Origin of the sequence: Klebsiella aerogenes KCTC 2190 (assembly GCF_000215745.1) — a bacterium.
Taxonomy (GTDB): Bacteria; Pseudomonadota; Gammaproteobacteria; order Enterobacterales; family Enterobacteriaceae; genus Klebsiella; species Klebsiella aerogenes.
On record NC_015663.1, the window covers coordinates 5,225,671 to 5,238,242 of the forward strand.

Consider the following 12,572-nt stretch of genomic DNA (forward strand, 5'->3'; position numbering starts at 1 on the left):
CAACACTCTTTTTATTCTGAGCAGGATTTGACGATGAAGGAACATCCGGACAAACATATCAGGAAGGCGATTGCCACGGCGCTGGCGCGGGGGTGGATATTGCTGCCTGCAGGTAAAAGCGCTCATTGCTTTGGCCGCCTCGTCTGCGGCGTGGCTGAACACCGTGAACATATGATGAGCATTTGGTCGACGCCCGCCGTCCCTGAAAACCACGCCCGGCAAATAATCAGAATGGTCGAACGGTGTCCCATCCCGGCTACCGCGCGCATCACGCATAAGGAACGCTAAACGATGCCGATATTTAATTTTACGCTGACGCTGTCCGGCGTCACCAGTCAAACGCCAGGACTGGAAGATGCGCTCTTTGCCGCAGGCTGTAGCGACGCGCTGGTCTGCTTTTACGGTACCGCGGTCTACCTCGAGTTCGATCGCGAGGGCCAATCGCTGGAGCAGGCGGCGCTATCCGCCATCCGCGATGTAGAAACCGCCGCGCTGCCAAGTATCCGCGTGGAGTCCATCGATTCGACACTGGTCGGGCTGAGCGATATCGCCGAACTTATCGGCGTCTCCCGCCAGGCGATCGCGCTATTAAAAGAGGGCGCTCGCGGCAGCGGGCGGTTTCCCGGCCCCGTACAGCGCGTGAAGGGCAATTCCCCTCTCTGGCGCTGGAAATCCGTCGTTGAATGGTTAGTCGCGGAAAAGCGCATCGCCGCCGATTCGCCGATGGTGGCTAACGCCCTACTGCTGGATAGCCTCAACCTGGCGCTACAGCTTCGCCGTTCACCTGAAAATCACCGCGTGCAGCGCTACCTGCAAAGTCTGAGCGCCACGTCACCCACGGGCTGATTCGCGAGGGCGAGCATGTTACCCGGCACAGCATGGTGGTAAAGTAGGCTTTCGTTTTAGCTGATTAATTGCTTTATGACTACGATAACAACGTCCCGCCTGTTGCTTTCCCGCTTCACTCCGGCCGATTGGCCCTTTTTTCTGCGTCTGCGTCAGGACCCTGACGTCATGCGTTACATGGGTGAGGTGTTAAGCGAAACGGCGCTACGCAGCGTGTTTGAATGCCGCTGCGAAGATGCCGGCGTCTTTGTATTGCGCGATTCTGCCGGCACGCCGCTGGGGGATATTGGTCTGCGCATCAGCGCGAAAAACCCGCACGAGGCCGACGTCGGCTACGCGCTACTGCCGCAAGCGCAGGGTCAGGGCTACGCCAGCGAAGCGCTGCGCGCGATTTGTGATTACGGCTTTACCACCCTTGGCATCCACGCCATTAATGCCTGGGTGCTGGGCAATAATTTGGGATCGTCCCGGCTGCTGGAAAAGCACGGTTTTGTACGCATTCAGGTGCTGGAAAATGCTTACCACCTCAACGGCGTGGATTACGATGATTGGATCTACCGGCTGGAGCGTTAAGTCATTCCCGGCGAGCGAACCCGCCGGGATAGAGGCGATTACTTCAGTGAACCTTTAAGGAACTGCTGCAGGCGCTGGCTTTTCGGGTTGCCGAATAGCTCGTCGGGATGTCCCTCTTCTTCGATTCTTCCCTGATGGAGGAAAATCACGTGTGAAGAGACGTGGCGGGCAAAGCCCATTTCGTGGGTGACGACCACCATGGTTTTCCCCTCTTCCGCCAGTTTTTGCATAATACGCAACACTTCGCCCACCAGCTCCGGATCCAGTGCCGATGTCGGCTCATCAAACAACAGTACGTCCGGCTCCATCGCCAGCGCCCGCGCGATGGACACGCGCTGCTGCTGACCGCCGGAAAGATGTACCGGATATTTGATCTGCTGGCGTTCATCGATACCGACTTTCGCCAGATACTTCACCGCCCGCTCGCGCGCTTCCTGTTTGTTGAGGCCGAGCACCTGAATCGGCGCCTCCATAACGTTTTCCAGTACCGTCATGTGGCTCCACAGGTTGAAGTGCTGGAACACCATCGTCAGGCGCGTGCGCAGCAGACGCAGCTGGTTTTTATCCGCTACCTTCAACTGGCCGTCTTTATCGCGCACCAGGCCAATATTCTGCCCGTTGACGATAATCGTTCCTTCGCTTGGCTTCTCCAGAAAGTTGATGCAGCGCAGGAAGGTACTTTTACCGGAACCCGATGAGCCGATAATACTAATCACGTCTCCGGCCTTCGCTTTCAGCGAGACGCCTTTCAGCACCTCGTGCTCGCCGTAACGTTTATGCAGATCGATAACGCTTAATTTATTGTCGGTCATGGCTTTCTCAGTGCGTCGAAGAGGGTTTGATATGCTGCAACCAGCGCTTTTCCGCCTTGCGGAACAAGCTAATCAGCACATACGAAATAATTAAGTACAGTACCGCGGCAATGCCGAAAGCGGTAAACGGCTGATAGGTCGCTGAGTTAATATCACGCGCAATTTTCAGCAAATCCGGCACCGTGGCGGTAAACGCCAGCGCCGTCGAGTGCAGCATCAGAATGACTTCGTTGCTGTACGCCGGTAGCGCAATACGCAGTGCCGACGGCAAAATAATGCAGCGGTATAGCTTAACTGACGAAAAGCCGTAAGCCCGCGCAGCCTCAATCTCGCCCGGCGCCACCGAACGAATCGCCCCCGCAAAAATCTCGGTGGTGTAGGCGCAGGTATTTAAGGTCAATGCCAACACCGTACAGTTCAGGCCGCTGCGGAAAAACGCATTCAACAGATCGCTGCCTTTGACGATTTCCAGCGTATACATCCCGGAGTAAAACACCAGCAGCTGCACGTACAGCGGCGTACCGCGGAAAATATAGGTAAACAGCCAGATCGGAAACTGAATGTATTTATTGCTCGATACCCGCCCGATGGCGAGAAACACCGCAAGGATACCGCCCATCACCACTGAAGCAATCAACAGCCACAGGGTGATCGCCACGCCGGTAAAACGGTAACCGTCGGTCCACAGCAGGGATTTCCAGTACTCCTGAATAATTTCAATCACAGGTCAGCCCTCTTCACACCCACGGAGTAGCGGCGTTCAAGCAGCAGCAGCACACCATTGGAAATCGTGGTAAACACCAGATAGATCGCCCCGCAGACGATAGCGAAATAGAACGGCTGCCAGGTGCTTTTGCCCGCCAGCTGCGTTGCCTTCACCACGTCTTCCAGACCGAGCAGCGACACCAGCGCGGTGGCTTTGAGAATCACCTGCCAGTTGTTGCCGATACCGGGCAGCGCATAGCGCATCATCGCCGGAAACAGGATACGGCGGAACGTCTGCCAGCCGCTGAAGCCAAATGCCGTCGCCGCTTCAATATGGCCTTTCGGCACCGCCAGAAACGCGCCGCGGAAGGTTTCAGTGAAGTACGCGCCATAGATAAATCCGAGGGTGATAATACCGGCGATCATCGGATCAATATCAAATTGCGCCATGCCTAATGCATCGGTGATGCTGTTAAGGGCGATCTGTAGCCCATAGAAAATCAGCAGCATCAGCACCAGATCCGGCACCCCGCGGATCAGCGTGGTATAGCCTTCAAACACCAGCGCCATAGGCCGGTTAGCGGATAATTTCGCCCCCGCGCCCACCAGCCCAATAAGGACCGCGAGCACTACCGAGCTAAGCGCCAGCTCAAGGGTGACCAGCGCGCCCTGAAAAATAACCTGTGAGAACCCGTACAGCATGCTGTCTGCCCTGTCTGTCATCGATCGCCGCACGTGAAAACGCGTGCGGCGAGGTACTAACGATGATTAGTCGCCGTACACGTTAAAGTCGAAATATTTCTTCGCCAGCTTGTCGTAAGTGCCGTCTTTACGCATCTCGGCGAAAGCTTTATTTAGCGCTTCACGCAGCTCGGTGTCGTCTTTACGCAGGCCCATGCCGGTACCGACGCCAAACAACTTCTCATCCTTAATGGACGGGCCGCCAAACTGATAATCTTTGCCAATCGGCTGTTTGAGGAAACCTTCGCTCGCGGCGACCTCATCCTGGAACGCAGCGTCAATACGGCCCGCGGTCAGGTCGGAATAGATATTGTCCTGGCCCTGATAGGAGACAATTTCAATGCCTTTCGGCGCCCAGTGCTCGTTGCCGTAGGTTTCCTGCGTGGTGCCCTGCAGAACGCCAATGCGCTTGCCTTTCAGCTTGCTCAGGTCTGGCGTAATATCGCTGCCCTTTTTCACCACCAGACGGGAGTCAGCGGCATAAAGTTTGTCGGTGAAGGCAATCTCCTGTTGGCGCTTTTCGGTAATCGACAGCGAGGACATAATCGCATCGATTTTCTTCGCTTTTAACGAGGGGATCAGCGCATCCAGCGGGTTTTCAACGAAGGTACATTGGGTATTAATACGCTTACACAGCTCTTTCGCCAGATCGATGTCAAAACCGATCAATTGCCCCTGCGCATTCTTCGATTCGAACGGCGCATAAGTAGGATCGGTACCGATACGGATTTTCTGTGGAATAGCTGCGAATACCGTGGAAACGCTGGAAAGGGCCAGCGCCAAAGAAAGAGACAACGCCAGTTTTTTCATAATTATCCTCAACAGACTGTCATTCTAACGGGTTTATTAGAAGCACTTACGCCAGTTATCGTGCCATTATTCGCCCTGCCAAGGCAAAGCAAAATGCGCATGAAAGCAGATTTTTTTTGCATCAGAAACGCTTAACTATGCATTTTATGAACAAAGAAAAACTGCTGTCGCCCCATTCTGGTGCAAGCTATCAACCGCTTGCACCTATCAAGGGCAACAATAACCGCGTCGCAATGGAGCGGCCTGGCATAACCAGACCGCTACAGTCTTAATCGCCGTAGACGTTAAAGTTGAAGTATTTCTTCGCCATTTTGTCGTAGGTGCCGTCTTTACGCATTTCACCCAGCGCTTTGTCGAAAGCGGCTTTCAGCTCGCCATCTTCTTTGCGCAGGCCGATGCCGGTACCATCGCCGAAGTATTTTTTGTCTTTAACGGAAGGACCGGCAAACGCGTAGTCTTTACCGGCAGGTTGTTTGAGGAAACCTTCACTGGCCGCGACTTCATCCTGCAGCGCCGCATCAAGGCGCCCTGCGGCGAGGTCGGAATAGATGAGATCCTGGTTAGCATAGGCGACAACATCCACGCCCTGGCTGCGCCAGCGTTCGTTGGCATAGGCCTCCTGGGTGGAGCCCTGCAGTACGCCAACATGCTTGCCTTTCAGCGACTCCAGCGTCGGCTGAATCGGCGAGCCTTTTGCGGCAATCAGTCGAGAGTCTGCCGCATACAGCTTGTCAGAGAACGCAATCTCCTGCTGTCGTTTTTCGGTAATCGATAATGACGAGATAATTGCGTCGATTTTCTTCGCTTTCAGCGAGGGGATCAGCGCGTCAAAATCGCTGCCCACCCAGGTGCACTTCACCTTGATACGCGAGCACAGTTCATTGCCCAGATCGATGTCAAAGCCAATAAAGTTGCCCTTCGAATCCTTCGACGAGAAAGGCGCATAGGTGGTATCGGTGCCGATGCGGATACTTTGCGGCAGCGCCGCAGATACGCTGGCGGCGCTGCTGATTCCCATGATTAACGAGAGAGCCAGGATCGTCTTCTTCATAGAAAGCCCTTAAGTGTCGTGATGTTGTTATGTTGTGCGCTGTCTGGTTATGTATGTTGCCGACGGTTCTTGCAGGTTTTATGCCATTTTCCCGGTGCGTGCCGGTAACAGCGTTAAATTTGTTAATATAAAGTTGCAAGATTGTCTTAAGAGGGAAGATACCAGCATTGGCGGATAAACCGCAGCGGCAAAACGCAAAAAAACAAATTAAATGTCGAGGATTTGATCAGGACAACAAAAATGCACCAGCGGAAGGCAAAGGTAAATAAAATGCACCAAACAGGTGCATCATACTCCGCCTTGCCAGCGGGTAAACAGGTCCTGCGGCAGGTCAATATCAAACTGATCGATCACCCGGTTAACCGTCTGATTAATCACATCATCCAGCGACTGGGGACGATGATAGAATGCCGGTACCGGCGGCATGATCACCGCGCCCATTTCCGCCGCCTGCACCATTAAACGCAGATGCCCCAGATGGAACGGCGTCTCGCGTACGCAAAGCACCAGCGGGCGACGCTCTTTTAACACCACGTCCGCCGCGCGGGTCAGTAGACCATCGGTATAGCTATTGACGATGCCGGAGAGCGTTTTCATCGAGCACGGTAGAATGACCATCCCGCTGGTTTTAAACGAGCCGGAGGAGATGCTGGCGGCGATATCGCGCGCGTCATGTACCACATTGGCCAGCGCCTGCACTTCCCGCAGCGAGTAGTCGGTTTCCAGCGACAGCGTCTGACGCGCCGCCTGGCTCATTATCAGATGGGTCTCGACCTCCGCGACGTCACGCAATACCTGTAGCAGGCGTACGCCGTAAATCGCGCCGCTGGCGCCGGAAATGCCGATAATGAGTCGTTTCACGATGTTATACCCCTTGCGCATAGTGCCGCAGACTTTGCCGGATTATAGTCCCCGACGCAACCTGGCGGGTAAAAATAAAAAGGCCCGCGGTCCTCGAAAGACGGCGGGCCAGCGACAAGTGACGAATTAGCCTTCGTTATGCATCTCTAAGTTTTCAACTTCGGTTTGCAGTTGGACCGCTTTCGCATCGTCGTTGCGCAGGGAATCAAGATAATCGAGATACTGTTGGTCTACGTCTTTGGTGACGTACACGCCGTTAAAGACCGAACACTCGAACTGCTGAATATCCGGGTTTTCTGCGCGCACCGCTTCGATCAGATCGTTCAGATCCTGGAAAATCAGGCCATCGGCGCCGATGATCTGACGGATCTCGTCAACTTCGCGACCGTGGGCGATAAGCTCGTTGGCGGTCGGCATATCGATACCGTAAACGTTAGGGAAGCGAATTTCCGGCGCCGCGGAGGCCAGATACACTTTCTTCGCACCGGCTTCGCGCGCCATTTCGATAATCTGTTCAGAGGTGGTGCCGCGAACGATAGAGTCGTCCACCAGCAGCACGTTCTTATCACGGAATTCGGCGCGGTTGGCGTTCAGCTTACGGCGCACGGACTTACGGCGCAGTTGCTGGCCCGGCATGATAAAGGTACGGCCGACATAGCGGTTTTTGACGAAACCCTGACGATAGGGTTTATCGAGGATACGGGCAATCTCCAGGGCGATATCGCAGGAGGTTTCCGGGATCGGAATAACGACATCGATATCCAGATCTTCCCACTCGCGGGCAATTTTCTCGCCAAGCTTCGTGCCCATGTTCACACGGGCGCTATAGACGGAAATCTTGTCGATAAAGGAGTCCGGACGCGCGAAATAGACGTATTCGAACAGGCATGGGTTGCTGACCGGGTTTTCCGCACATTGACGGGTAAACAGCTGGCCTTTCTCGGTGATGTAGACCGCTTCGCCCGGCGCGACGTCGCGCAGAAACTCAAAGCCCAATGTATCCAGCGCCACGCTTTCGGAGGCGACCATATACTCGGTGCGGCCATCGCCGATATCGCGCTTGCCGAGCACCAGCGGACGAATACCGTTCGGGTCGCGGAAGGCGACCATGCCGTGGCCGATAATCATCGCCACGCAGGCGTATGCGCCGCGGATCTGGCGGTTCGTCGCGGCAATCGCGGCGAAGATGTTATCGGCTTCCAGCGGGTAATGACGGAAATTATCCAGCTCGCTGGCAAAGATATTGAGCAGAATTTCGGAATCGGAGGTGGTGTTGATGTGGCGGCGTTTTTCTTCAAATAGCTTTTGACGCAGCTCGTGGGCATTGGTCAGGTTGCCATTATGGGCCAACGTAATGCCGTAGGGCGAGTTAACGTAAAAAGGCTGCGCTTCAGAAGCGCTGGAACTGCCTGCCGTTGGGTAACGGACGTGGCCAATCCCCATATTTCCCTGCATACGCTGCATGTGGCGCGCTTCGAACACATCGCTCACCAGCCCGTTAGCCTTACGCAAACGGAAGCAGTTATTTGCATCAATGGTGATGATGCCCGCGGCATCCTGCCCACGATGCTGAAGCACCGTTAACGCGTCATAAATCGACTGGTTTACCGGCATAACACCGGCGATACCGACAATACCGCACATACGTCTTTTCCTCGTTAAGCTACATCCCAACGCTTATGCTTTGGGCAAGAAACTTGACGAGCTCTGCAGATAGTCAAAGAACCATCTGATAACGAAACTGAACTGCGGGATAAGCTCAGACTTTTGCCAGTCTTCACTTTTTGCCATACCGGTGAAGCTATCGAGAAAGAACAGAATAGCGGAGACGATCAGCACGCCGCGCAGGGCGCCAAAACAGATCCCCAACACCCTGTCTGTTCCTGACAGACCGGTTTTCTCTACCAGAGCGCCTATCACATAGTTAACGATAGCGCCGACGATAAGCGTTGCGATAAACAATATCGCGATAGCAATCCCATTTCGGACCAGTTCGTCTTCAAAGCCCGTGAACCAGACAGCCAGGTAAGTGTAGTAATGACTGGCGACAAAGAAGGCACATCCCCATGTCACCAGCGATAACGCTTCACGAACAAAGCCGCGGATAAGGCTAACCAAACAGGAAAAACCAATTACCGCAATAATGGCGTAATCAATCCAGACCATATACATCCCACGATTTTACGCCCTGTCGTCCGGTTCGGGGCGCATTCTAACAGAAAAAGAAAACGTTTGCGTAGGGATTTCCGTGCCCTACAGAAATAAAAATGGCGCTGAAAAAACATTCAACGCCATACTGCCTGACGCCTCTTCAGGGCGTATCCGGCAAGGGTTTCAGCAGGTTAACCCGCCTGCCAGCTCGCCCAATCAGAGCGGGTGGGATTTTAATTCGGGCTATATCCCATAACCACGCCGCTCAGACCAGAAATCTGCTGCAGCTCGCCGAGTTGCCCCTTCAGCTTGTCTTTCGACGCATCCGGCCCCACCAGAATACGGGTAATTTTACCCTGAACCGGCGTGGATGGCGATGTCCAGGCTTTAAAGCCCGAGGAACGCAGCTTACCGACGATTTCGTTAACCTTATCGGCATTCTTCAACGCCCCCAACTGCACTACATAGGCTTTCCCGGTCGGCGCCGGAATCGCGGCCTGCTGCTGTTGCGGCTGCGGTTGCGTTTTGGCCGGAGGCGGCGTCTGCGCGACCTGCTGAGGCTGCGGTTTCTCAACCGGCTTCGGCTGTGGTTTCGGCTGCGGCTTGGCGGCCACCACCGGCTCCTGGACTTCATCGAAGCTATTGTTGTTTACCGGGACGCGCGACGGATCCAGCGATGGCGCCGCGGCGTCTCCCGCTCTCACCTCTTCCGCGGCGCCTTCCGGCGGCTGCGAAGGCAGCGCCTGAGTAGCCGCCGGCAGCATATCCGGCTCATCGCGATCGCCCGGCTTCGGCACCAATGGGATCGCCGCAAACTCATCCTGATAATGTTTTTTCTGGCCGTCGAGCAGACCCGGGAGAATAATTACCCCCAGCGCTACCAGTACAATCGTCCCGACTAAACGGTTCTGAAACTTACTCGCCACCGATTCTCCCCGCGTCTATCTCTTCCATTACATGCGCCACCGTGTGGAAGGAACCACACACCAGCACCGTATCTTCGGCTTTGGCATCCGCCATAGCGGCATGCCACGCCTGCGCTACGCTGTCATAACGTTGGCCCGCGCGCAGATGCGCAATCAGCTGGTCCGCCGTGGCGCCGCGCGGCCCTTCCAGCGGCGCGCAGTACCACGCGTCTACTTCAGGCGCCAGATTCGCCAGGGTTCCGGCGATATCTTTATCATGCAGCATACCAATAACCGCCAGTACTCGCCCCGTTTTCGCTAAGCTTTTGAGACGCCCGGCGAGATAAGCCGCCGCGTGCGGGTTATGCGCGACATCGAGGATCACCCGCGGCGCGTCGCTGATAATCTGAAAGCGCCCCGGGAGCATGGCGTGATGAATGCCGTCGCGCAGCGCCTGTTCAGCGACGTTAAGCCCGCTGGCGCGCAGCGCCGCCAGCGCCGTCGCGGCGTTGGGCAATGGAACCTGCGGCAGCGGCAGCCCTGCCAACTCGCCCTGACCATCGGTAAAGTTCCATGACTGGTCCGTCACGCTATAACGCCAGTCATGGTCGCGGCGCAGCAGCGTCGCGCCCTTTTCATTCGCCACGTCGGCAATCGTCTGCGGCATATCGGGCTCGCCCACCACCGCCGGTTTACCGGCGCGGAAGATACCCGCTTTTTCACGGCCAATGCTTTCACGATCCGGCCCCAGCCAGTCGGTATGATCCAGCGCGATGCTGGTGACCACCGCGACGTCGGTATCGACGATATTCGTGGCGTCCAGGCGTCCACCCAGACCCACCTCCAGGATAACCACATCCAGCTGCGCCTGCTTAAACAGCCATAGCGCGGACAGCGTGCCAAATTCAAAATAGCTCAGCGAGATATCGCCGCGCGCCGCTTCGATTTCGGCAAATGAGGCGGTATGCGCCGCTTCCGGCAGCTCGGCGCCCTGGATACGCACGCGTTCGGTATAGCGCACCAGATGCGGCGAACTATACACGCCAACTTTATAGCCCGCCGCCATCAGCACGGATTCCAGCGTTCGGCAGGTGGTGCCTTTGCCGTTGGTACCCGCTACTGTAAAGACAAACGGCGCCGGTTTTAATATCGACATCCGTCCGGCGACTTCGCTCACCCGCGCCAGTCCCAGATCGATGGCTTTACTGTGCAGATGCTCCAGATAAGAAAGCCACGTAGCCAGGGGCGACGTGGCCTGAGGAATAGGATCTTTTTCCATGATGTCCGCGAGAGTTAACGGTAAAAAAAAGGGCAGCGCCTGTCGGCCCTGCCCTCTGCATTATCAGGCCTCTGGTTCCTGATCCGGTACCGGTGGTACCACCTCGCCCTCGTGAGGCGCATCGGCCTGCGGCGAAGGAAGGTTCATCAGTTTCGCCAGAATGCTGGCTAATTTCAGACGCATTTCAGGACGACGGATAATCATGTCGATCGCCCCTTTTTCAATCAGGAACTCACTGCGCTGGAACCCCGGCGGCAGCTTCTCACGCACGGTCTGCTCGATAACGCGAGGACCGGCGAAGCCGATCAGCGCTTTTGGCTCGGCGATATTCAGATCGCCCAGCATTGCGAAGCTCGCGGAGACGCCGCCCATAGTCGGGTCGGTCAGCACGGAGATGTACGGTAAACCGCGCTCCTGCATTTTCGCCAGCGCCGCGGAGGTCTTCGCCATCTGCATCAGCGACATTAGCGCTTCCTGCATACGGGCGCCGCCGGAGGCGGAGAAGCAGATCAGCGGGCAGTTGTCTTCCAGCGCCTGCTCAACCGCACGGACGAAACGCGCGCCAACAACGGAACCCATCGAACCCCCCATAAAGGCGAATTCAAATGCCGCCGCCACGACAGGCATGCCGTGCAGGGTGCCTTTCATCACCACCAGCGCGTCTTTCTCGCCGGTCTCTTTCTGTGCAGAGGCCAGACGGTCTTTATACTTTTTCGAATCGCGGAACTTCAGCACATCCTTTGGCTCGAGCTCGCTACCCAGTTCCACGAGAGAACCTTCGTCCAGCAGGCTATGCAGGCGGTTGCGCGCCGACATACGCATGTGGTGATCGCACTTAGGGCAAACCTCCAGGTTGCGCTCCAGCTCTGCGCGGTACAGTACCTGACCGCAGCTGTCGCACTTGGTCCATACACCTTCAGGAATACTTGCCTTACGGGTGGGGGTTATATTGCTTTTAATTCGTTCAATCCAGCTCATTGATAACCTTTCTACCTGAACCTGGTCGATGCCAGTTTTGTCGCAAGGGGCGCATAATGCCACTTTTGCCCCTCACAGACCATGAATGTTGCACATTAAATCATAACATCCCGTAACATGGGATAAAAAAGTGGTCGAACCGCTCACACTTTGCGCGCCGGACGTCATAGCAACGCCCGGCGAGAATGCCGCTAAGGGCTTATTTAGCCTGCTTTGCCGCCGCCCGGCGATGGCGAATCACTTCGATAACGCCAGGCAGTACCGACAGGACGATAATCGCCACGATCAGCAGCTTCAGGTTTTCCTGTACGATCGGTAAATCACCGAACAGGTACCCGGCGTAGGTGAACAGCAGTACCCACAGCAGCGCGCCAACCACGTTGTACGCCGCAAAATGACGATAGGACATGTGACCCATTCCCGCCACAAACGGCGCAAAGGTTCTGACGATCGGCACAAAACGCGCGAGGATGATGGTTTTGCCGCCGTGGCGTTCATAGAAGGTATGGGTTTTGTCGAGATAGCTACGACGGAAAATCTTCGAGTTCGGATTGCTGAACAGCTTTTCGCCGAACAATCTACCGATGGTGTAGTTCAGGGCATCGCCAACAACGGCGGCAATGACCATCAGCGCGACCATCAGGTGTACGTTGAGATCGTTAGTTGGCAGCGCGGAGAGCGCGCCGGCGACGAACAGCAGAGAATCTCCGGGCAGGAACGGCGTCACCACCAGGCCGGTTTCGCAGAACAGAATCAAGAACAGGATGGCGTAAACCCAGACGCCATACTGTGCGACCAGCTCCGCAAGGTGCACATCAATATGCAGGATGAAATCAATCAAAAAATGAATCAGGTCCATA

General features: G+C 55.7%; 15 protein-coding genes and 1 pseudogene. 4 read left to right on the forward strand and 12 right to left on the reverse strand.

Going from position 1 to position 12,572, the window contains the following annotated elements:
- Positions 1–33 precede the first annotated feature (33 nt).
- The 3 genes and pseudogenes from EAE_RS24715 (at position 34) to EAE_RS24725 (ending at position 1,477) form a co-directional block, all read left to right on the forward strand.
- Positions 34–288: a hypothetical protein gene (locus EAE_RS24715; protein WP_015706168.1), complete on the forward strand. Its 255-nt coding sequence runs from the start codon at positions 34–36 to the stop codon at positions 286–288.
- Positions 289–291: 3 nt separating this feature from the next.
- Positions 292–846 (forward strand): hypothetical protein, encoded by a 555-nt coding sequence (locus EAE_RS24720; protein WP_015706169.1) that lies wholly within the window; start codon positions 292–294, stop codon positions 844–846.
- A gap of 75 nt (positions 847–921) precedes the next feature.
- A pseudogene (locus EAE_RS24725) lies at positions 922–1,477 on the forward strand (GNAT family N-acetyltransferase).
- Here the strand turns inward: EAE_RS24725 and hisP are convergent.
- From hisP to argT, 5 genes are all read right to left on the reverse strand, one after another.
- Positions 1,458–2,231: a histidine ABC transporter ATP-binding protein HisP gene (hisP, locus tag EAE_RS24730; protein ID WP_015365566.1), complete on the reverse strand. Its 774-nt coding sequence runs from the start codon at positions 2,229–2,231 to the stop codon at positions 1,458–1,460. The pseudogene EAE_RS24725 and the gene hisP sit on opposite strands and share 20 nt — an antisense overlap.
- 7 nt (positions 2,232–2,238) lie before the next feature.
- Positions 2,239–2,955 carry an ABC transporter permease gene (locus EAE_RS24735; RefSeq protein WP_015365565.1) on the reverse strand — a complete coding sequence of 239 codons (717 nt, stop codon included), beginning with the start codon at positions 2,953–2,955 and terminating at the stop codon, positions 2,239–2,241.
- Positions 2,952–3,638 carry a histidine ABC transporter permease HisQ gene (locus tag EAE_RS24740; RefSeq protein WP_015365564.1) on the reverse strand — a complete coding sequence of 229 codons (687 nt, stop codon included), beginning with the start codon at positions 3,636–3,638 and terminating at the stop codon, positions 2,952–2,954. Before EAE_RS24740 ends, EAE_RS24735 begins: the two co-directional genes overlap by 4 nt.
- Positions 3,639–3,704: 66 nt before the next feature.
- Positions 3,705–4,487: a histidine ABC transporter substrate-binding protein HisJ gene (gene hisJ, locus EAE_RS24745; protein WP_015365563.1), complete on the reverse strand. Its 783-nt coding sequence runs from the start codon at positions 4,485–4,487 to the stop codon at positions 3,705–3,707.
- Between the two features lie 268 nt (positions 4,488–4,755).
- Entirely contained in the window at positions 4,756–5,538 is a 783-nt protein-coding gene (gene argT / locus EAE_RS24750) for a lysine/arginine/ornithine ABC transporter substrate-binding protein ArgT (RefSeq protein ID WP_015365561.1), read from the reverse strand.
- A gap of 49 nt (positions 5,539–5,587) precedes the next feature.
- Between argT and EAE_RS24755 the strand changes: the two genes are divergently transcribed.
- Positions 5,588–5,716 carry a hypothetical protein gene (locus EAE_RS24755; RefSeq protein ID WP_161798742.1) on the forward strand — a complete coding sequence of 43 codons (129 nt, stop codon included), beginning with the start codon at positions 5,588–5,590 and terminating at the stop codon, positions 5,714–5,716.
- A 110-nt stretch (positions 5,717–5,826) separates the two neighbouring features.
- Here EAE_RS24755 and EAE_RS24760 read toward each other — a convergent pair whose 3' ends face one another.
- The 7 genes from EAE_RS24760 to EAE_RS24790 all read right to left on the reverse strand — a co-directional run bounded on the left by EAE_RS24760 (position 5,827) and on the right by EAE_RS24790 (position 12,571).
- Positions 5,827–6,399 (reverse strand): UbiX family flavin prenyltransferase, encoded by a 573-nt coding sequence (locus EAE_RS24760; RefSeq protein ID WP_015706171.1) that lies wholly within the window; start codon positions 6,397–6,399, stop codon positions 5,827–5,829.
- 126 nt (positions 6,400–6,525) lie between these two features.
- Complete coding sequence (purF, locus tag EAE_RS24765; RefSeq protein ID WP_015365559.1) at positions 6,526–8,043, reverse strand: amidophosphoribosyltransferase; 1,518 nt, start codon at positions 8,041–8,043, stop codon at positions 6,526–6,528.
- 33 nt (positions 8,044–8,076) lie between these two features.
- The gene (gene cvpA / locus EAE_RS24770; RefSeq protein ID WP_015706172.1) at positions 8,077–8,565 is read right to left on the reverse strand and encodes a colicin V production protein; all 489 of its coding nucleotides are present in this window, start codon (positions 8,563–8,565) and stop codon (positions 8,077–8,079) included.
- A gap of 218 nt (positions 8,566–8,783) precedes the next feature.
- Entirely contained in the window at positions 8,784–9,476 is a 693-nt protein-coding gene (dedD, locus tag EAE_RS24775) for a cell division protein DedD (RefSeq protein WP_015365556.1), read from the reverse strand.
- Positions 9,466–10,734, reverse strand: a complete 1,269-nt coding sequence (gene folC, locus EAE_RS24780; protein ID WP_015706173.1) for a bifunctional tetrahydrofolate synthase/dihydrofolate synthase — start codon at positions 10,732–10,734, stop codon at positions 9,466–9,468. Before folC ends, dedD begins: the two co-directional genes overlap by 11 nt.
- 63 nt (positions 10,735–10,797) lie before the next feature.
- On the reverse strand, positions 10,798–11,712 hold the full coding sequence (gene accD, locus EAE_RS24785; protein WP_015365554.1) for an acetyl-CoA carboxylase, carboxyltransferase subunit beta: 915 nt from the start codon (positions 11,710–11,712) through the stop codon (positions 10,798–10,800).
- 199 nt (positions 11,713–11,911) lie between these two features.
- A complete protein-coding gene (locus tag EAE_RS24790; protein WP_015365553.1) occupies positions 11,912–12,571 on the reverse strand; it encodes a DedA family protein in 660 nt (219 codons plus the stop codon).
- Position 12,572 lies beyond the last annotated feature (1 nt).

Coding starts and splice junctions, on each gene's coding strand:
- EAE_RS24715 (WP_015706168.1), top strand. CDS start 34: ATGAAGGAACATCCGGACAAACATATCAGGAAGGCGATTGCCACGGCG.
- EAE_RS24720 (WP_015706169.1), top strand. CDS start 292: ATGCCGATATTTAATTTTACGCTGACGCTGTCCGGCGTCACCAGTCAA.
- hisP (WP_015365566.1), bottom strand. CDS start 2,231: ATGACCGACAATAAATTAAGCGTTATCGATCTGCATAAACGTTACGGC.
- EAE_RS24740 (WP_015365564.1), bottom strand. CDS start 3,638: ATGCTGTACGGGTTCTCACAGGTTATTTTTCAGGGCGCGCTGGTCACC.
- hisJ (WP_015365563.1), bottom strand. CDS start 4,487: ATGAAAAAACTGGCGTTGTCTCTTTCTTTGGCGCTGGCCCTTTCCAGC.
- argT (WP_015365561.1), bottom strand. CDS start 5,538: ATGAAGAAGACGATCCTGGCTCTCTCGTTAATCATGGGAATCAGCAGC.
- EAE_RS24755 (WP_161798742.1), top strand. CDS start 5,588: ATGTATGTTGCCGACGGTTCTTGCAGGTTTTATGCCATTTTCCCGGTG.
- purF (WP_015365559.1), bottom strand. CDS start 8,043: ATGTGCGGTATTGTCGGTATCGCCGGTGTTATGCCGGTAAACCAGTCG.
- cvpA (WP_015706172.1), bottom strand. CDS start 8,565: ATGGTCTGGATTGATTACGCCATTATTGCGGTAATTGGTTTTTCCTGT.
- folC (WP_015706173.1), bottom strand. CDS start 10,734: ATGGAAAAAGATCCTATTCCTCAGGCCACGTCGCCCCTGGCTACGTGG.
- accD (WP_015365554.1), bottom strand. CDS start 11,712: ATGAGCTGGATTGAACGAATTAAAAGCAATATAACCCCCACCCGTAAG.
- EAE_RS24790 (WP_015365553.1), bottom strand. CDS start 12,571: ATGGACCTGATTCATTTTTTGATTGATTTCATCCTGCATATTGATGTG.